Origin of the sequence: Novosphingobium ovatum, from assembly GCF_009909235.1 — a bacterium.
Taxonomy (GTDB): Bacteria; Pseudomonadota; Alphaproteobacteria; order Sphingomonadales; family Sphingomonadaceae; genus Novosphingobium; species Novosphingobium ovatum.
Genome location: NZ_JAAAPO010000002.1, coordinates 378020 through 395359 on the forward strand (window position 1 = coordinate 378020; position 17340 = coordinate 395359).

At 63.2% G+C, this 17340-nt stretch carries 18 protein-coding genes; 15 read left to right on the forward strand and 3 right to left on the reverse strand.

The window, feature by feature from the left end:
* Positions 1-43: 43 nt before the first annotated feature.
* The 4 genes from GTZ99_RS05900 to GTZ99_RS05915 all read left to right on the forward strand — a co-directional run bounded on the left by GTZ99_RS05900 (position 44) and on the right by GTZ99_RS05915 (position 4730).
* Positions 44-616, forward strand: coding sequence for a peroxiredoxin (locus GTZ99_RS05900; RefSeq protein WP_227711131.1), 573 nt, complete (start codon positions 44-46; stop codon positions 614-616).
* A gap of 570 nt (positions 617-1186) precedes the next feature.
* Positions 1187-2314, forward strand: coding sequence for a peptide chain release factor 2 (gene prfB, locus GTZ99_RS05905; protein WP_161717345.1), 1128 nt, complete (start codon positions 1187-1189; stop codon positions 2312-2314).
* Positions 2315-2435: 121 nt separating this feature from the next.
* On the forward strand, positions 2436-3305 hold the full coding sequence (locus tag GTZ99_RS16785) for a class I SAM-dependent methyltransferase (protein WP_227711132.1): 870 nt from the start codon (positions 2436-2438) through the stop codon (positions 3303-3305).
* Positions 3306-3323: 18 nt separating this feature from the next.
* Complete coding sequence (locus GTZ99_RS05915) at positions 3324-4730, forward strand: NAD(P)H-dependent flavin oxidoreductase (RefSeq protein ID WP_161717346.1); 1407 nt, start codon at positions 3324-3326, stop codon at positions 4728-4730.
* A gap of 75 nt (positions 4731-4805) precedes the next feature.
* On the opposite strand, the gene GTZ99_RS05920 is transcribed toward GTZ99_RS05915, so the two are convergent.
* Both GTZ99_RS05920 and GTZ99_RS05925 read right to left on the reverse strand, forming a co-directional pair.
* Positions 4806-5504: a pentapeptide repeat-containing protein gene (locus GTZ99_RS05920; protein ID WP_320076643.1), complete on the reverse strand. Its 699-nt coding sequence runs from the start codon at positions 5502-5504 to the stop codon at positions 4806-4808.
* On the reverse strand, positions 5501-6553 hold the full coding sequence (locus tag GTZ99_RS05925; protein ID WP_320076644.1) for a 2-hydroxyacid dehydrogenase: 1053 nt from the start codon (positions 6551-6553) through the stop codon (positions 5501-5503). Before GTZ99_RS05925 ends, GTZ99_RS05920 begins: the two co-directional genes overlap by 4 nt.
* 105 nt (positions 6554-6658) lie before the next feature.
* Between GTZ99_RS05925 and GTZ99_RS05930 the strand changes: the two genes are divergently transcribed.
* Positions 6659-7153: an SH3 domain-containing protein gene (locus GTZ99_RS05930; protein WP_161717347.1), complete on the forward strand. Its 495-nt coding sequence runs from the start codon at positions 6659-6661 to the stop codon at positions 7151-7153.
* Between the two features lie 48 nt (positions 7154-7201).
* Here GTZ99_RS05930 and GTZ99_RS05935 read toward each other — a convergent pair whose 3' ends face one another.
* On the reverse strand, positions 7202-8395 hold the full coding sequence (locus tag GTZ99_RS05935; protein WP_161717348.1) for a thiolase family protein: 1194 nt from the start codon (positions 8393-8395) through the stop codon (positions 7202-7204).
* Positions 8396-8696: 301 nt separating this feature from the next.
* Between GTZ99_RS05935 and ndhC the strand changes: the two genes are divergently transcribed.
* Genes ndhC through nuoI form a run of 10 tightly spaced genes read left to right on the forward strand, consistent with a single transcriptional unit; the run spans position 8697 to position 17339 of the window.
* Positions 8697-9071 (forward strand): NADH-quinone oxidoreductase subunit A, encoded by a 375-nt coding sequence (ndhC, locus tag GTZ99_RS05940; protein ID WP_161717349.1) that lies wholly within the window; start codon positions 8697-8699, stop codon positions 9069-9071.
* Positions 9068-9622 carry a NuoB/complex I 20 kDa subunit family protein gene (locus GTZ99_RS05945; RefSeq protein WP_227711133.1) on the forward strand — a complete coding sequence of 185 codons (555 nt, stop codon included), beginning with the start codon at positions 9068-9070 and terminating at the stop codon, positions 9620-9622. The genes ndhC and GTZ99_RS05945 overlap by 4 nt, the downstream gene beginning before the upstream one ends.
* Positions 9623-9635: 13 nt before the next feature.
* Positions 9636-10265 carry an NADH-quinone oxidoreductase subunit C gene (locus GTZ99_RS05950; protein ID WP_161717350.1) on the forward strand — a complete coding sequence of 210 codons (630 nt, stop codon included), beginning with the start codon at positions 9636-9638 and terminating at the stop codon, positions 10263-10265.
* 5 nt (positions 10266-10270) lie between these two features.
* On the forward strand, positions 10271-11476 hold the full coding sequence (locus tag GTZ99_RS05955) for an NADH-quinone oxidoreductase subunit D (RefSeq protein ID WP_161717684.1): 1206 nt from the start codon (positions 10271-10273) through the stop codon (positions 11474-11476).
* A complete protein-coding gene (locus tag GTZ99_RS05960; RefSeq protein WP_161717351.1) occupies positions 11473-11823 on the forward strand; it encodes a nuclear transport factor 2 family protein in 351 nt (116 codons plus the stop codon). The genes GTZ99_RS05955 and GTZ99_RS05960 overlap by 4 nt, the downstream gene beginning before the upstream one ends.
* Positions 11823-12491: a complex I 24 kDa subunit family protein gene (locus GTZ99_RS05965; RefSeq protein ID WP_161717352.1), complete on the forward strand. Its 669-nt coding sequence runs from the start codon at positions 11823-11825 to the stop codon at positions 12489-12491. Before GTZ99_RS05960 ends, GTZ99_RS05965 begins: the two co-directional genes overlap by 1 nt.
* A 3-nt stretch (positions 12492-12494) precedes the next feature.
* Positions 12495-13787, forward strand: a complete 1293-nt coding sequence (nuoF, locus tag GTZ99_RS05970; protein WP_161717353.1) for an NADH-quinone oxidoreductase subunit NuoF — start codon at positions 12495-12497, stop codon at positions 13785-13787.
* Positions 13787-15808, forward strand: coding sequence for an NADH-quinone oxidoreductase subunit NuoG (nuoG, locus tag GTZ99_RS05975; RefSeq protein ID WP_161717354.1), 2022 nt, complete (start codon positions 13787-13789; stop codon positions 15806-15808). The genes nuoF and nuoG overlap by 1 nt, the downstream gene beginning before the upstream one ends.
* Positions 15805-16854, forward strand: a complete 1050-nt coding sequence (nuoH, locus tag GTZ99_RS05980; RefSeq protein ID WP_161717355.1) for an NADH-quinone oxidoreductase subunit NuoH — start codon at positions 15805-15807, stop codon at positions 16852-16854. Before nuoG ends, nuoH begins: the two co-directional genes overlap by 4 nt.
* Entirely contained in the window at positions 16851-17339 is a 489-nt protein-coding gene (gene nuoI, locus GTZ99_RS05985; RefSeq protein ID WP_161717356.1) for an NADH-quinone oxidoreductase subunit NuoI, read from the forward strand. Before nuoH ends, nuoI begins: the two co-directional genes overlap by 4 nt.
* Position 17340: the final 1 nt, after the last annotated feature.

The window sequence follows — 17340 nt, forward strand, 5'->3', positions numbered from 1 at the left end:
TGGCCACTGGACTTTGGCGGCGCGCAGGGACAGTCTGCGCGCCATGACACGCCCCCACACCTCGCGCTTTGCGCGCTTCGCCCCCGTCATGGCCGCTGCGGCGGCTGTGGCTGTTGCCGCAACCCCCGCCCATGCCGAACTGGCCGTGGGTTCGCGCGCGCCGCAATTCGCGACGCAGGGCGCGCTGGGCGGCAAGACGATCGACTTCAACCTGCAGAAGGCCCTGAAAAAGGGGCCGGTGGTCGTCTATTTCTACCCCAAGGCGTTCACGCAGGGCTGTACGCTGGAGGCCCATGCCTTTGCCGAGGCGATGCCCGATTTCGCCAAGGCGGGGGCCAGCGTGATCGGCCTGTCGGTGGATGATCTGCCCACGTTGCAGCGCTTCTCGACCGAGGAATGCCGCGATGCCTTTCCGGTGGGGATCGCCACACCCACTATCGTCAAGGGCTTTGACGTCGAGCTGACCATCCCCGGCCGTCCCGCCGCCCTGACCAAGCGCACGTCATATGTCATCGGCCGCGATGGCAAGGTGAAGCTGGCCTTTACCGACATGGACTTCAAGGACCATGTGGCCAAGACGCTGGCCACCGTGCGCGGGTTGAAGCAGGGCCGCTAACGCGGCGCCGCAACTGCGATTGGACCATCTCGCCGCCTCCGCCCCGGTTTGTATCAGGGGCGGGGGCGGTTTTGCGTATGCGGGCCGGGCGGGGGGCGTGTTAACACTTTGCCCATCGTCGATCCCGAAATGAAACAGGCCGGAATGGCCGGTTGCGGGCTTCAACGAATGACGTAAGAGGACTGCATGCCCGGTTGATCCAAACCCTTCCCATTCGGGGGCGGACCAATCAGGAGGCTGAAACCGCCATTTCCCCGGCGGCGCAGGTTTCCACGCAGGGCATGGCATGATGATCCGCTCCCATTCACGGATCGTGATGCCAATATGCCGAAGCAGGGGCCCTGTTCATGGTCTCGGGCCCCTTCGGTTCTCTCCTTGGCGCCGTCCCATCGGCGCGCCGCCGGCAGCGTTTCCCATTCCGCGCCGGCGATGACCCAAAGGAGAGGTCCGGCATATCGCAAATGCCCTGAAATGACGTATCGGCCCGGTGTTCCCATCACCGGGCCTTTACTTTGTCCGCAATCCGTCTAACGCGCCGTGGTTCAGGATTTTTGGCAAAGGGTGTTTGCGATGCGTGCCGAAGGGCAGGCCCATATTGACCGGATCGAAGCCGCGCTGGCGCTTGTACGCAAGTTTCTGGACTGGGAGCGTGCGCTGCGCCGCTTTGACGAGCTGAACGCGCGCGTCGAGGACCCCAAGTTGTGGGACAACCCCAAGGAAGCCGAAAAGGTGATGAAGGAGCGCCGCCGGCTGGAAGCCAGCATCGGCGCGGTCAACACCATCAGCGCGGAAATGCGCGACGCGATCGAGTTCATCGAGCTGGGCGAGATGGAGGACGACGAGGCCACCATCGCGGACGGTCTGGCGAGCCTGGCCGCGCTGGCCGAGCGGGCTGACACCGACAAGGTGCAGGCGCTGTTGGCGGGCGAAGCCGATGGCATGGATACCTATATCGAAATCCACGCGGGCGCGGGGGGCACCGAATCGCAGGATTGGGCTTCGATGTTGCTGCGCATGTACACGCGCTGGGCCGAAAAACGCGGGTTCAAGGTCGATCTGATCGAATACCAGTCGGGCGAAACGGCGGGCATCAAATCCGCCACCATCCTGTGCAAAGGCGAGAACGCCTATGGCTATGCCAAGACCGAGAGCGGCGTCCACCGTCTGGTCCGCATCAGCCCGTATGACAGTTCGGCCCGCCGCCATACCTCGTTCAGCTCGGTCTGGGTGTACCCGGTGATCGACGACAGCTTTACCGTCGAGGTGAACCCGGCGGATCTGCGGATCGACACCTATCGCGCATCGGGCGCGGGCGGTCAGCACGTCAACACCACCGATTCGGCGGTGCGTATCACCCACGTCCCCAGCGGCATCATTGTGGCATCGCAGGTGGATCGCAGCCAGCACAAGAACCGCGAAATCGCGATGAACATGCTGAAGGCCCGGTTGTATGAGGCCGAAATGCAGCGCCGCGAAGCCGCCGCCAGCGCCGAACATTCGGCCAAGAGCGACATCGGCTGGGGCCACCAGATCCGTTCCTATGTGTTGCAGCCTTATCAGATGGTCAAGGATCTGCGCACAGGCGTGACCAGCCCGACGCCCGACGATGTGCTGGATGGCGCGCTGGATCCGTTCATGGCCGCTGCGCTGTCGCAAAAGGTGACGGGCGAAAAGGTGGCGGTGGACGACGTCGACTGATGTTGGCGTCCGTTCCAAGCGACAGGGCGAGCGCTGGGAGCGATGAACCGATTGACCCTGCCGCAGGGCAGGCTAACATGCCGGCGAGGCGCGCAGACGCGTTGGGCAGGCAATTGGGGCAATGGAACAGGCGGTGATCGGACAGGCAGCACAGGGCGAGGGCGTCACGCCGCCACGCTCTTGGCGTGTCCGTCCGGCATGGGCCGCATCGGCGCTGGTGGTGATCGGCGCGTTGGGCTGGGCCTTGTGGCCGCATTGCACGGTCGAGGGTGAGGGCAAGGGCTCTGGCCGGTTGAGCCAGTTGTGGTGGCCCGGCTGTGGGGCGTGGAACCGCCCGGTGACCGGCGACCTGTCTTTCCCCACGCCCGCCCGCCAGCCTCAGGCGCCCGGTGGCGATGACTCCATCCCCAACCGTGAGGCAGAAGCCCGTCTGGCAATGCAGTTGGCTGAGTTGAAACCCGGCATGACCGTGGCCGATGTCGGTGCGGGTGAGGGCTATTACACCCGTTTGCTGGCCCCGATGGTTGGCCCCAAGGGCCGCGTGTTGGCCGAGGATATTGACGAGACGGTGCTGCGCAAGCTGGGGCTGCTGGTCCAGAACGAGAAGCTGGACAATGTCGCCATCCGCCACGGCACCGACACCAATCCGCGCCTGCCCAAAGATAGTTTTGACCGGGTGTTCCTGATCCACATGTACCATGAGGTAAAGCAACCTTATGGTTTCCTGTGGAATATCTGGCCCGCGTTAAAGCCGGGGGGCAAGGTGGTGATCGTTGACCGGGACCAGCCGACCGGCCGCCACGGTGTGCCGCGCAACCTGTTGCAATGTGAATTGCGCGCCAGCGGCTTTCGCAATACCAAATCCGTTCTCATTCCGGGGACAAACGTTTACTACGCCGAGTTTCAGACGCAGGAGATGCGGCCTAAACCGTCGCAAATCGCCGCTTGCCAAGAGGGGCCATCCGTCGCATCCTCTGTGCCAGCGGGTTGATGGTGAAAGAAAGTTAATATGAGTTTCAAGGGGTTGAAGCCGATCCTTTATGGCGGCCGCGAAGTTTGGCCGTTGGTCGAAGGAGGCAAGGGTGTGGCTGCGACCAACCATGCCAGTTCTGGCGCATGGGCAGCGGCAGGCGGCATCGGCACGGTTAGCGCGGTCAACGCCGATAGCTATGATGCCGATGGCAATGTCATTCCGCAGATCTATCACGCCGCAACGCGCACTGGGCGGCACGAGGAACTGATCCGCTATGCCATCGACGGCGCGGTGGAACAGGTCAAGCGGGCCTATGACATTGCCAGCGGGCGCGGCGCGATCAACATCAACGTGCTGTGGGAAATGGGCGGCGCGCAACAGGTGCTGGAGGGTGTGCTGGAGCGGACCCGCGGGCTGGTTGCCGGCGTTACCTGCGGCGCGGGCATGCCGTACAAGCTGGCCGAGATCGCCGCGCGCTTCGACGTGCAGTACCTGCCGATCGTCTCGTCGGGCCGTGCCTTCCGGGCGCTCTGGAAACGCGCCTATCACAAGGTGTCGGAACTGATGGCGGCCGTGGTCTATGAGGATCCGTGGCTGGCCGGTGGGCACAACGGTCTGTCCAATGCCGAAGACCCGACCCAGCCGCAGGATCCCTATCCCCGCGTCAAGCAATTGCGCGAGACGATGCGCGCCGAGGGCGTGCCCGACAGTGTGCCGATCGTCATGGCCGGTGGCGTGTGGTATCTGCGCGAGTGGGAGAACTGGATCGACAACCCGGAACTGGGCTCGATCGCATTCCAGTTCGGCACCCGCCCGCTGTTGACCGAGGAAAGCCCCATCCCGCAGGCGTGGAAGGATCATCTGCGCACGCTGGAGCCGGGTGATGTGCTGTTGCACAAGTTCTCGCCGACCGGTTTTTATTCCTCGGCGGTCAAGAACCCGTTCCTGAACAGCCTGGTGGACCGCAGCGAGCGCCAGATCCCCTATTCCAAGGTGGAAGCGGGCGATCACACGGTGCAGCTGGACGTGGGCGTCAAGGGCAAGAATTTCTGGGTGACGCCTTGCGACCGTGAACGCGCGCGGCAGTGGTTTGGCGCGGGCTTTATCCATGCGCTGCGCACGCCCGATGACACGCTGGTGTTCGTCACCACCCCCGAGCGTGAGGAAATCCGCAAGGATCAGGCCGATTGCATGGGCTGCCTGTCGCATTGTGGCTTCTCGTCGTGGAAGGACCATGACGATTGGACCACGGGCCGTCTGGCCGATCCGCGCAGCTTTTGCATTCAAAAGTCGTTGCAGAACATCGCCCATGGCGAAGACATCGACCAGAACCTGATGTTTGCCGGGCACGCGGCCTATCGGTTCAAGCAGGATCCGTTCTATTCCAATAACTTCACCCCCACGGTGAAGCAGTTGGTGGACCGCATTCTGGCCGGCGACTGATCGCAGGGACAACGCAAGAAAAGTGGGCGGGAAGGGGATGCCTTTCCCGCCCCTTTTCGTGTCCGGCGTGGGTGGTCAGATGACGCGCAGCCCCAGTTCGCCCAGCAGGTCGGCGGCCTGTTCGCGGGCGATGATCGCGCCGCGCAAGCCCCGCGCATCGGCCAGTGTCAGCCCCGACAGGTCGGCCCCGCGCAGGTCAGCGCCGTCAAACCGCGCGCCTTCGCGAAAGGCGTTGCGCAGCGAGCTGTCGACAAACACCGCTTCGCGGAAGTCGCATTTGCGGATGTCGGCCTCGGACAGGTCGATGCGGATCAGGCGCAAGCGGCGGAATGACAGGCCGGGCAGGCGGGCATAGGCCAGCACCACCTCCTCCATGTCCAGTTCCAGCGTGCGCAGGTCGGTCAGGTCCGCGCCCGACAGCTTGGTCCGTTCAATTCGGCAATCGGCCAGATCGGCACGGCGCAACACCGCATTCGACAGGTCGCAGCCCAGAATGCGCCCGCGTGATAAATCCGCGCCCACCGCGGACAATCCGCCCGCGCGGCAGGATTGGAACCTGGCCCCCGACAGCCGCGCCCCATCCAGCCGCGCGCCGCGCAGGGCACAGCGTTCAAACACCCAGCCTTCCAGCGCCATGCCGCCCATTTCGGCGGCGGTCAGATCGCAGTCGATCAGATGCGCGGGCACACCGGGCGCAGCCGCGATCAGTGCGTCCAACGCGGCGCGGTCCAGTTCCTGCCCCTCGATCTGGCGCATGTCGGCCACTGCCGTCACGCCCAGCCCTCCAGCACCTGATCGGGTGGGCGATGCCCATCGGCCCAGAACCGTATATTGGCGATGACCTTGGCCCCCGACGCCTCGCGCCCTTCGATGGTGCAGCTGCCCATATGTGGCATCATCACCACATTGGGCAGGGCCGACAGGCGCGAATCGGGGGTGGGTTCATGCGTGTAGACATCCAGTCCCGCGCCGCCCAACCGGCCATTTTCCAGCGCGTCGATCAAGGCCGCCTCGTCAATCAGGTCACCGCGCGCGGTGTTGATGACATAGGCGTCCGGCTTCATCGAGGCGATGCGCGCGGCGGACAGGATATGGTGCGTTTCGGTACTGGCCGGGCAGTGCAGCGAGAGGATGTCGGCCTGCGCAATCATCTGGTCCAGATCCGCCTCGTACCGCGCGCCCAGCATGTTTTCCAGCGCGGCGGGCACGCGGTGGCGGTTGTGATAGACCACCTCCATGCCAAAGGCGCGGGCGCGGTGGGCGACGGCCTGACCAATGCGGCCCATGCCGATGATAGCCAGCCTGCGCCCGCCGATGCGGTGGCCCAGCAGGGTGGAGGGCGCCCAGCCGCCCCATTCACCCGCGTGCAATTGGCGCACGCCTTCGGCAAAGCGGCGCACGGCCGAGATGATCAGCGCCATCGTCATGTCCGCCGTGTCGTCGGTATAGACGCCGGGGGTATTGGTGACGATCACCTTGTGCGCGCGGGCGGCGGACAGGTCGATATGTTCTATCCCCGCGCCGAAATTGGCGATCAGGCCCAGGCGGCGGGCGCCCGGCGTGGCAAATACCTCGTCCAGCATGGCGCGGTCGATGCGGTCGGACAGGCAGGGGACCAGCACATCGGCCTCACGCATGGCCGCGATCAGTTCGGCGCGGTCCATCTGGTGATCGTCGGTGTTCAGCACCACGTCGAACAATTCGGCCATGCGCGCCTCGACCTGCGGCATCAGATGGCGGGTGACGACCACGCGCGGCCGCCCTTCCACCCGGCGGGTCGATAGAGCCGGAGCATGGGGTTTGGGGTCCTGCTTGTCGTTCACGTGCCTTCGCGCCTCTCGCTTATCCACAAACGGCAGTATGCGTCGCCCCCAAGGGTGGTCAAGCGGCCTTGATGCCCGGGGCTGCCTGCGGGTACAATGCCGGCCATGAAGCGTAAAGTGTTCCAAGCTCTGGCCGGTGTGCTGGCGGCAATGTCGCTGGCCATGCCCATGTCCACTCTGGCCAGCCCCAAGGTGTACAAGACGCCTTTCTGGGGCAGCCTGACCGATCCCAAGGTGAACATGCGCCTGGGGCCGGGTGAGGATTACGGCATCCGTTTCGAGTACCACCGCAAGCTGTTGCCGGTCCGGGTGCTGCGCATCTGGCAGGGCTGGGCCTTTGTCGAGGACCCGGATGGCGCGAAGGGCTGGATGCTGCTGAAATTTGCCGTCGGGCCGCAGACCGCCGTGGTCAAGGGCAAGCGGGGCGGGGTTGCGCCGGTTCATGAGGCGCCCGATGCCGGATCGCGCGTGCTGTGGCGTCTGGCGCCCGGCGTGGTGGGACGCGTTTCGTCGTGTGAGGACGGTTGGTGCCGGTTTGATGTCGAGGGGCGGGTTGGCTTTGTCCGCAGCGTCTCGCTGTGGGGGGCGACAGCGCCCTGAGTGCGGCGGCGGATGGGGGCTGCCCCACCCGCCGCGCCGTTATCTGTATCAGGGCAGTTCGACGGCGATGGCCGTCCCTTCGCCGCCGCCGATGCACAGGGCCGCGACACCCTTCTTCAGCCCGCGCGCCTTCAACGCGGCGATTAGCGTGACGATGATGCGCGCGCCCGAACAGCCGATCGGGTGGCCCAGAGCAGTGGCGCCGCCGTTGACGTTAATCTTGTCATGCGGGATGCCCAGATCGTGCATCGCGAACATGGCGACACAGGCAAAAGCCTCATTCACCTCGAACAGGTCAACATCGGCGATGGTCCAGCCCGCCTTGTCCAGCACCTTTTGGATGGCGCCGACAGGGGCAGTGGTGAACAGGCGCGGGTCATGGGCGTGGGCGTCCATTGCCACTACAGTAGCCACAGGCGTCAGGCCCTGCGCCGTCGCCACGCTGGCGCGCGTCAGAACCATCGCCGCCGCACCATCCGAAATGGACGAGGACGAGGCAGCCGTGATCGTGCCATCCTTGGCAAAGGCGGGCTTGAGACCGGGGATCTTGTCCGGGCGGCCCTTGGCGGGGGCTTCATCGGTGTCGACCACCACCTCGCCTGCGCGGGTCTTGATCGTCACGGGGACGATCTCATCCTTAAAGCGCCCCTCGGTCACCGCAGCCTTGGCGCGGGCCAGCGACTCGATCGAATAGGCGTCCATGCCCTCACGCGTCAGGGCGTAATCATTGGCGGTAATCTGGGCGAAAGAGCCCATCGCCGCGCCTTCATAGGCGTCTTCCAGACCGTCCAGGAACATGTGGTCATAGGCCGTGTCATGGCCGATGCGCGCGCCAGAGCGGTGCTTTTTCAACAGGTAGGGCGCGTTGGTCATGCTTTCCATGCCGCCCGCGATGGCGATGTCGATGCTGCCTGCGGCCAGCGCCTCGGCGGCCATGATGACGGTCTGCATGCCTGAACCGCACACCTTGTTCACGGTGGTGGCCTGCACCGACTGCGGCAGACCAGCCTTGATCACGGCCTGACGGGCAGGGGCCTGACCCAGACCAGCGGGCAGAACACAGCCCATATAGGCGCGCGTGACGGCGCCACCCTCGATCCCGGCGCGTTCGACGGCCGCCTTGACCGCGGTGGCGCCCAGATCGGTGGCCGACACATCAGCCAGCGCGCCCTGCATCGCGCCCATCGGCGTGCGCGCATAGGAAAGGATCACGATCGGATCGGCGGCGGAAAAATGGGCCATGTTCAAGCTGCCTCTTGCATGAAGTTTGGGAAAAACGTGATTTGTGTGGCTCGGCCGACAGATAGTGCTGCAATGCGGCAATGGCAATGCATACGCATGCCCGATCCACCCCAGACCCCGCGATTATGGCGCAATTGCGACACTTGCGTGGGGCGCGGCGCAAAGTTTTCAAGGGGCGTTTACGCTGATTTGCCTGTGGATGCGGGCGCTTGGTCGCAAAACTCGTGGGTCTCCCCACTTGCGCGGACGGCTGCATCGGACTAGGGGCCGCAAAAGCCACTGTTAATATGCGAGTCAGCTCTTGGTCGACCTGTCGCAATACCTGCCGATTTTGATTTTCCTGGGCGTCGCCCTGGGTCTTTCCACGGCCTTCGTTTTCCTGCCGATGGCAGTCTCTCGTCTCACCGGCTCGTACAAGCCCGAAGCGGACAAGCTCTCAGAATATGAGTGCGGGTTTCCGACTTTCGAGGACCCGCGTAGCCAGTTCGACGTGCGCTTCTATCTGGTAGCGATCCTGTTCATCATTTTTGACCTGGAAGCAGCCTTTCTGTTTCCCTGGGCAGTCAGCCTGAAGCACACCGGTTGGGCCGGTTGGTGCGTGATGATGGTGTTCCTTGCCGAACTCATCATCGGGTTCATCTATGCCTGGAAGAAGGGAGCTCTGGACTGGGAATGAGCAACATCAATCCTCTTGAGCCCGTCATGGCGGCCAATGGCCGCCTGATCCAGCCTGATCAGGCCTTTTTCAAGGACCTGAGCCAGGAGGTTTCGGACAAGGGCTTTCTCGTCACCTCCACCGAGGATCTGTTCCAATGGGCCCGCACGGGCTCTTTGTGGTGGATGACCTTTGGTCTGGCGTGCTGTGCCGTGGAAATGATCCACGTCAACATGCCGCGCTATGACATGGAGCGTTTTGGCGCCGCGCCGCGCGCATCGCCGCGTCAGTCGGACGTGATGATCGTTGCCGGTACGCTGTGCAACAAGATGGCGCCCGCCCTGCGCAAGGTTTACGACCAGATGTCGAACCCCAAGTGGGTGATCTCGATGGGGTCTTGCGCCAACGGCGGTGGATACTACCACTACTCGTACTCGGTGGTGCGCGGTTGTGACCGCATCGTGCCTGTGGATATCTATATCCCCGGCTGCCCGCCGACTGCCGAGGCCTTGCTGTACGGTCTGATGCAGTTGCAGCGGAAGATCCGCCGCGTCGGCACGATCGAGCGTTGAGGGGAGGGAGAAGATGACTGTTCTGCATTCCGCCCCCCGCTATGTTGCGGCCGAGGGTCTGGTTGAGGCGTTGGCCGCTTCGCTGGGCGACAAGGCGGTCTCGATCGTCGAGGCCCATGGCGAAGTGATCGTGACGCTGGTGCGTGAGCAGGCCGAGGCCGGCTTGCGCATTCTGCGTGACGCGCATGAATACCAGCAGTTGATGGAAATCGCCGGGGTTGACTATCCCGACCGCGCCGAGCGGTTCGAGGTGGTCTACTGCCTGTTGTCGGTGACCAGAAACCACCGCCTGATCGTCAAGGTGTCCACCGACGAGGCGACCCCTGTGCCCACCGTCACCACGCTGTGGCCGGTCGCCGGTTGGCTGGAGCGCGAAGTGTTCGACATGTACGGCGTTGTGTTCGCCGGCAATTTGGATCTGCGCCGCATCCTGACCGACTATGGCTTTGAAGGGCATCCCTTCCGCAAGGACTTCCCGCTGACGGGCTATCAGGAACTGCGCTACTCGAACGAGTTGCAGCGCGTGGTCTATGAGCCGGTCAAGCTGGCGCAGGACCTGCGTCAGTTCGACTTCATGAGCCCGTGGGAAGGCGCAGATTATGTGCTGCCGGGCGACGAGAAGGCTGAGGGAGGCGCGAAGTGACCGGTTTGACGCTGGAACAGTCGCCGACCACCGGCGACGAGGTCATCACCAACTACACCATCAATTTTGGTCCCCAGCACCCGGCCGCGCATGGCGTGCTGCGCATGGTGACCGAACTGGACGGTGAAATCATCGAACGCGTCGATCCGCATATCGGCCTGCTGCATCGCGGCACCGAAAAGCTGATCGAGCACAAGACGTTCCTGCAGGCGCTGCCTTACTTCGACCGTCTGGACTACTGCTCGCCTCTGGGCATGGAGCACAGCTATGTGCTCGCGGTGGAAAAGCTGTTGAACCTGGAAGTGCCGCTGCGCGCGCAATATCTGCGCGTGCTGTTTGCGGAACTGACGCGCATCTGCAACCACATGCTGAACATCGGAAGCCACGTCATGGACGTGGGCGCGATGACGCCCAACCTGTGGCTGTTCGAGATCCGCGAAGACTGCCTCAATTTCTTCGAACGCGCCTCGGGCGCGCGCATGCACTCGGCGTGGTTCCGCCCCGGTGGCGTGGCGCGCGATGTGCCGCAGGCGTTGCTGGACGATCTGGCGATCTGGCTGGACCACCGTCTGCCTGAACTGTTCGAAGACGCGATGAGCCTGGTGCTCGACAACCGCATCTTCAAGCAGCGCAACGTCGATATCGCCGTGGTCAGCAAGGAAGACGCGCTGGCGTGGGGCTTTTCGGGCCCGATGATCCGCGGCAGCGGCATCGCCTGGGACATCCGCAAGGCGCAGCCTTATGACGTGTACGACCGGGTCGAATTCGACGTTCCGGTGGGCACTTCGGGCGACTGCTATGACCGCATGATGGTGCGTGTCGAGGAAGTGCGCCAGTCGGCCAAGATCATGAAGCAGTGTCTGCGTGACATGCCTCAGGGTCCGGTGACGAGCGAGGACCGAAAGGTCAGCCCGCCCAAGCGCGCCGAGATGAAGAGCTCGATGGAATCGCTGATCCATCACTTCAAGCTCTACACCGAGGGCTTCCACGTTCCGGCGGGCGAGGTTTACGTCGCCACCGAAAGCCCCAAGGGCGAATTCGGCGTCTATCTGGTGTCGGATGGCGGCAACAAGCCGTACCGCTGCAAGATCCGGCCGACCGCGTTCAGCCATTTGCAGGCGATGGATTTCATGTCCAAGGGCCACATGCTGCCCGACATCACGGCCATTCTGGGCGCGATGGACATCGTGTTCGGGGAGTGTGACCGGTGAGCAATCTGGCTACCGCAGAGGCGATGATCGCGGCTTATAACGCGCAGGACGCCGATCTGTACGTCTCGTACATGACCGAGGACGCGTGTGAGGCGGGTTATCGCGGCGCCGTCGTGCGCGAAGGCAAGGAAGGGACCCGCACGGGTCTGGCCGCCGCCTTTGCCAAATGGCCGCAAAACCATGCCGAGATCCGCGAAAAGCAGGCCATCGGCAATTATGTGCTGTTTCGCGAATATGTGACGCGCGGGCCTGCCAGTGACGGTTCGGAACTCGTCGAACCGTTCGAAGTCATCGCCGTCTATTCGTTCGAGGGCGACAAGTGCTCTCGCGTGGAGTTCATCCGCTAATGGCTGATCGTCATCTTTACCCCGACAGCCCCGAGCTGCGCGCGCGCTGGGGCAATTTTGCCTGGACCGAGGCGAACGCCGCCAAGGCCAAGGAAGTCGTTGCGCGCTATCCCGAAGGACGTCAGCGCTCGGCGGTGATGCCGCTGCTGGATCTGGCGCAGCGTCAGGTTGGCGCAGAAACGAACACGCAGGGCTGGCTGCCGATCCCGGTGATGGAATTCATTGCCGCCTATCTGGACATGCCTGTGATCCGCGTGGTCGAGGTTGCGACCTTCTACACCATGTACAACCTGATCCCGGTGGGCCGTTTCCACGTTCAGGTGTGCGGCACGACGCCTTGCATGCTGCGCGGGTCGGACGATCTGATCTCGGCCTGCAAGAAGCGCGGGATGCCGACTGGCGGCGTTTCGCAGGACGGTCTTTGGACCTTCACCGAGGTGGAGTGCATGGGCAACTGCGCCTCGGCGCCGATGGTGCAGATCAACGACGACAATTACGAGGATCTGACTGCTGAGCGTCTGGACGCTGTGCTGGACGCGCTGGCCCGTGGCGAAACGCCCAAGGCTGGTACGCAGGAACCGGGCCGCCACACGGTGGAACCGTCCGGCGCGCTGTCGAACCTGACGGCGATGGTCAGCGAAAATCACGATTATCGGGGGGAGTGGTAAGTCATGGCCCTTCAGGACAAGGATCGCATTTTCACCAATCTCTACGGCTATCAGTCGTGGAGTTTGGATGCGGCCCGCGCGCGTGGCGATTGGGACAACACCAAGGCGCTGCTGGAACGCGGGCAGGACGCGATCATTCAGGAAATCAAGGACTCCGGTCTGCGCGGCCGTGGCGGTGCGGGCTTCCCCACCGGCATGAAGTGGAGCTTCATGCCCAAGGAAAGCCGTGACGGTCGTCCCAGCTTTCTGGTCATCAATGCCGACGAATCCGAGCCGGGTTCGTGCAAGGACCGCGAAATCATCCGCCATGATCCGCACAAGCTGATCGAGGGCGCGCTGGTTGCCGGTTTTGCGATGCGCGCACGCGCGGCGTACATCTACATTCGCGGTGAATATATCCGCGAAGCCGAGACGCTGCAGGCCGCTGTAAACGAGGCGTATGCCGCGGGGCTCGTGGGCAAGAACGCCAGCGGTTCGGGCTATGACTTTGACGTCTTTGTCCATCGCGGCGCTGGCGCCTATATCTGCGGCGAAGAAACCGCGATGATCGAGAGCATCGAGGGCAAGAAGGGCCAACCCCGTCTCAAGCCCCCGTTCCCGGCGGGTGCCGGCCTGTATGGCTGCCCCACCACTGTGAACAATGTGGAATCGATCGCGGTGGCGCCGACCATTCTGCGTCGTGGCGCTTCGTGGTTCTCGTCCTTTGGACGCGAGAACAACAAGGGCACCAAGCTGTTCCAGATCTCGGGGCATGTGAACAAGCCCTGCGTGGTCGAGGAAGAGATGTCGATCCCGTTCAGCGAGCTGATCGAGAAGCATTGCGGTGGCATTCGCGGCGGCAAGGACAATTTGCTGGCGGTGATCCCCGGCGGTTCGTCGGTGCCGCTGGTTCCGGCTGAACAGATCTGGGACGCGCCGATGGACTTTGACGGTCTGCGCGCTGTCGGTTCGGGTCTGGGCACGGCGGCGGTCATTGTCATGGACAAGTCGACCGACATCGTGCGCGCCATCAGCCGTCTGTCCTACTTCTACAAGCATGAGAGCTGCGGCCAGTGCACGCCGTGCCGTGAGGGCACCGGCTGGATGTGGCGCGTGATGGAACGTCTGCGCGAAGGCGATGCCAGCGTGGACGAAATCGACATGCTGTGGAACGTGACCAAGCAGGTCGAAGGCCACACGATTTGTGCCTTGGGTGACGCGGCCGCTTGGCCGATCCAGGGCCTGATCCGCCATTTCCGCCCCGAGATTGAGCGTCGCATTGCCGAAAAGGGCGCGATGCGGGAGGCTGCTGAGTAATGCCTAAGGTTAAAGTCGACGGCGTTGAGCTCGAGGTTCCGGCAGGCGCGACCGTCCTGCAGGCCTGCGAGTTGGCCGGTAAGGAAATCCCGCGCTTTTGTTATCACGAGCGTCTGTCCATCGCCGGCAATTGCCGCATGTGTCTGGTTGAGGTGAAGCCAGGACCGCCCAAGCCGCAGGCGTCTTGCGCCCTGCCGGCGTCGGAAGGTCAGGAAATCCGCACCGACAGCGAGATGGTCAAGAAGGCCCGCGAAGGGGTGATGGAGTTCCTGCTCATCAACCACCCGCTGGATTGCCCGATCTGCGATCAGGGTGGCGAGTGCGATCTGCAGGACCAGTCGGTGGCCTATGGCCGCGGCTCTTCCCGTTACCACGAGCACAAGCGCGCGGTGACCGAGAAGTACATGGGCCCGCTGATCAAGACGGTGATGACGCGCTGCATCCACTGCACGCGCTGCGTCCGTTTCAGCGAGGAAATCGCCGGCGTGGACGAGATTGGCGCGCTGTATCGCGGTGAAGCGACGCAGATCAGCACCTATCTGGAAAAGGCCGCCAAGCACGAGATGTCGGCCAACGTCATCGATCTGTGCCCGGTCGGCGCGCTGACCTCGCGGCCTTACGCGTTTGAAGCCCGTCCCTGGGAACTGAAGAAGACGCTGTCGATCGACGTGTCGGACGCCATTGGCGCCAACATCCGTGTCGATGCCCGTGGCCGCGAAGTCCTGCGTATCCTGCCGCGCATCAATGATGATGTGAACGAGGAGTGGATCAGCGACAAGGGCCGCTATATGGCCGATGGTCTGGGCAAGCGTCGTCTGGACCGTCCGTACATCCGTCTGGATGGCAAGCTGGTGCCGGTCAGCTGGGCAGAGGCGCTGGCCGCCGTTGCCAAGATCGCGCCGGGCAACAGCGTTGCTGCCGTCGCTGGCGACATGGTTGATGCCGAAACGATGTTTGCGGCCAAGAAGCTGGTCAATGCGCTGGGCGGTTCGCTGCTCGAAGGGCGTCAGACCGGGTTGGCGTATGACTGTTCCAACCTTGCGGCGGTGAATTTCAACACCACGCTGAACGGGATTGAGACGGCTGATGCCATCCTGATCGTGGGCAGCCACATCCGTTGGGAGGCCCCGCTGCTGAACGCTCGCCTGCGCAAGGCGGTGAAGCGTGGTGCCAAGGTGTTTGTCATTGGGCCCAAGTGGGACACGACCTTCCCGGCCGAGTTCCTGGGTGAGGATGCCGATATCCTGAACCTGCTGCCGGCGCATGTCTGGGCGGCGCTGAACGGCGCGGCGCGTCCGGCGCTGATCATCGGCGGTGCGGCGCTCGCCAAGGGTGCGCTGGAAGTTGGCCTGTCGATTGCCGAGCAGCTTAAGCTGGTCCGTACGCTGGACGATGGCACGGTGTGGAACGGTTTCAACGTGCTGCACATGGCCGCTTCGCGGATGGCCAGCCTGATGCTGGGCTATGCGCAAAAGGGTGGCATTGCCGATCTGGTTGCGGCCAAGCCCAAGATGCTCCTCTCGCTGGGCGCGGATGAGGTGGATTACACCAAGTTCGCCGACAGCATGATCGTCTATGTCGGCCATCATGGTGACAAGGGCGCGCATGCGGCCGATGTCATCCTGCCGGCGGCGGCCTTCACCGAAAAGTCGGGCACTTACGTCAACACCGAAGGCCGCGTGCAGATCGCCGATCAGGCGGTGTTTGCACCCGGTGAAGCGCGTGAAGACTGGACGATCCTGCGTGCCATGGCCGATGCGTTGGGCGTGAATGTCGGTTTCGACAGCTTTGACGAGCTGCGCGCGGCGATGACCGCTGCCGTGCCGGCGTTGGGCGTTGAAGGGCTGGCCGATTACGGCGCGTTGCCCACCGGCGTTACCGGCAAGGCCGCTGGCACTATCGCTTATCCGATCAAGGATTTCTACCTCACCAACCCGGTCGCACGGGCCAGCGAGACGCTTCAGCGTTGTTCGGCTGAGCTGCTGCACGGGGCTGAACCCCAAGCGGAGGCTGCGGAATGACCGCCTTCTTCCAATCTGTCTTTGGCTGGTCGTATGAACTTGCGTGGTTCTTGTCGACCATCGCGGGCATTCTGCTGATTGCGCTGCCGCTGATGCTGGGCGTGGCGATGATCATCTATGTCGACCGCAAGATCTGGGCTGCCATGGCGCTGCGCCGTGGTCCCAACGTGGTTGGCCCGCTGGGTATTTTGCAGTCGTTCGCTGACGGTCTGAAGGTGTTCCTGCAGGAAACCATCGTTCCGACCGCCGCGAACAAGAGCATCTTTGTCATCGGTCCGATCGTGACTTTCACCGTCACGCTGTTGGCCTGGGCGGTGATCCCGTTCAATTCGGGCGCGATCCTGGCCGATATCAACGTGGGCCTGCTGTATGTCCTCGCGATCAGCTCGCTGGGCGTTTACGGCACGATCATGGCCGGTTGGGCGTCGAACTCGAAGTATCCCTTTTTCTCGGCGATGCGCGCTTCGGCACAGATGATCAGCTATGAAGTCTCGATTGGCTTCATCCTGATCTGCGTTGTGCTGTGGGCGGGCTCGTTCAACCTGGGCACCATTGTCGAGGCGCAGCGCGGTCATGTATTCGGCATCATCAACGGTTTCGTTGCCAACCCGCTGCTGTTCCCGATGTGGGTGATGTTCCTGATCTCGGGCATGGCCGAAACGCAGCGTGCGCCCTTCGACCTGACCGAGGCCGAGAGCGAACTCGTCGCAGGTTACCAGACCGAATATTCGTCGATGGCTTTCGCGCTGTTCTGGCTGGGTGAATATGGCAACGTGCTGCTGATGTGCGCGCTGAACGCGACTCTGTTCTGGGGTGGTTACCTGCCGCCGCTTGACATTCCGGTGCTCTATCTGGTGCCTGGCGTGGTGTGGCTGCTGCTCAAGATCTTCTTCTTCTTCTTCATCTTCAGCTGGGTGAAGGCGACCGTGCCTCGGTATCGCTATGACCAGCTGATGCGTCTGGGCTGGAAGGTGTTCCTGCCTGTCTCGCTGCTGTTCGTTGTACTGGTCAGCGGCTATCTGATGTATACGGGGCATTTCGCATGACCGTCGGACAGCTCATCAAGAGCTTCACCCTGTGGGAGTTCGTGAAGGCGCATTGGTTGACCTTGAAGTATTTCTTCAAGCCCAAGGCGACGATCAACTACCCCTTTGAAAAGAACCCGCTGAGCCCGCGTTTCCGTGGTGAGCACGCCCTGCGCCGTTATCCCAACGGCGAGGAACGCTGCATCGCGTGCAAGCTGTGCGAGGCGATCTGCCCGGCGCAGGCCATCACGATCGAGGCCGCACCGCGTGGCGAAGACGGCAGCCGCCGCACCACGCGCTACGACATCGACATGACTAAGTGCATCTTCTGTGGCTTTTGCCAGGAAGCGTGCCCGGTTGATGCCATCGTCGAGGGGCCGAATTTCGAATACGCGACCGAAACGCGTGCCGAACTGCTGTATGACAAGGCGAAACTGTTAGCCAACGGGGACAAGTGGGAGCGTGCTATTGCCGCGAACCTTGAAGCCGATGCGGCCTATCGGTAAG

What these genes read in the sequence shown, in the direction of transcription:
- GTZ99_RS05900 (WP_227711131.1), top strand. Translation starts at nt 44, where the DNA reads ATGACACGCCCCCACACCTCGCGCTTTGCGCGCTTCGCCCCCGTCATG.
- prfB (WP_161717345.1), top strand. Translation starts at nt 1,187, where the DNA reads ATGCGTGCCGAAGGGCAGGCCCATATTGACCGGATCGAAGCCGCGCTG.
- GTZ99_RS16785 (WP_227711132.1), top strand. Translation starts at nt 2,436, where the DNA reads ATGGAACAGGCGGTGATCGGACAGGCAGCACAGGGCGAGGGCGTCACG.
- GTZ99_RS05915 (WP_161717346.1), top strand. Translation starts at nt 3,324, where the DNA reads ATGAGTTTCAAGGGGTTGAAGCCGATCCTTTATGGCGGCCGCGAAGTT.
- GTZ99_RS05930 (WP_161717347.1), top strand. Translation starts at nt 6,659, where the DNA reads ATGAAGCGTAAAGTGTTCCAAGCTCTGGCCGGTGTGCTGGCGGCAATG.
- GTZ99_RS05935 (WP_161717348.1), bottom strand. Translation starts at nt 8,395, where the DNA reads ATGGCCCATTTTTCCGCCGCCGATCCGATCGTGATCCTTTCCTATGCG.
- GTZ99_RS05945 (WP_227711133.1), top strand. Translation starts at nt 9,068, where the DNA reads ATGAGCAACATCAATCCTCTTGAGCCCGTCATGGCGGCCAATGGCCGC.
- GTZ99_RS05950 (WP_161717350.1), top strand. Translation starts at nt 9,636, where the DNA reads ATGACTGTTCTGCATTCCGCCCCCCGCTATGTTGCGGCCGAGGGTCTG.
- GTZ99_RS05965 (WP_161717352.1), top strand. Translation starts at nt 11,823, where the DNA reads ATGGCTGATCGTCATCTTTACCCCGACAGCCCCGAGCTGCGCGCGCGC.
- nuoF (WP_161717353.1), top strand. Translation starts at nt 12,495, where the DNA reads ATGGCCCTTCAGGACAAGGATCGCATTTTCACCAATCTCTACGGCTAT.
- nuoG (WP_161717354.1), top strand. Translation starts at nt 13,787, where the DNA reads ATGCCTAAGGTTAAAGTCGACGGCGTTGAGCTCGAGGTTCCGGCAGGC.
- nuoH (WP_161717355.1), top strand. Translation starts at nt 15,805, where the DNA reads ATGACCGCCTTCTTCCAATCTGTCTTTGGCTGGTCGTATGAACTTGCG.
- nuoI (WP_161717356.1), top strand. Translation starts at nt 16,851, where the DNA reads ATGACCGTCGGACAGCTCATCAAGAGCTTCACCCTGTGGGAGTTCGTG.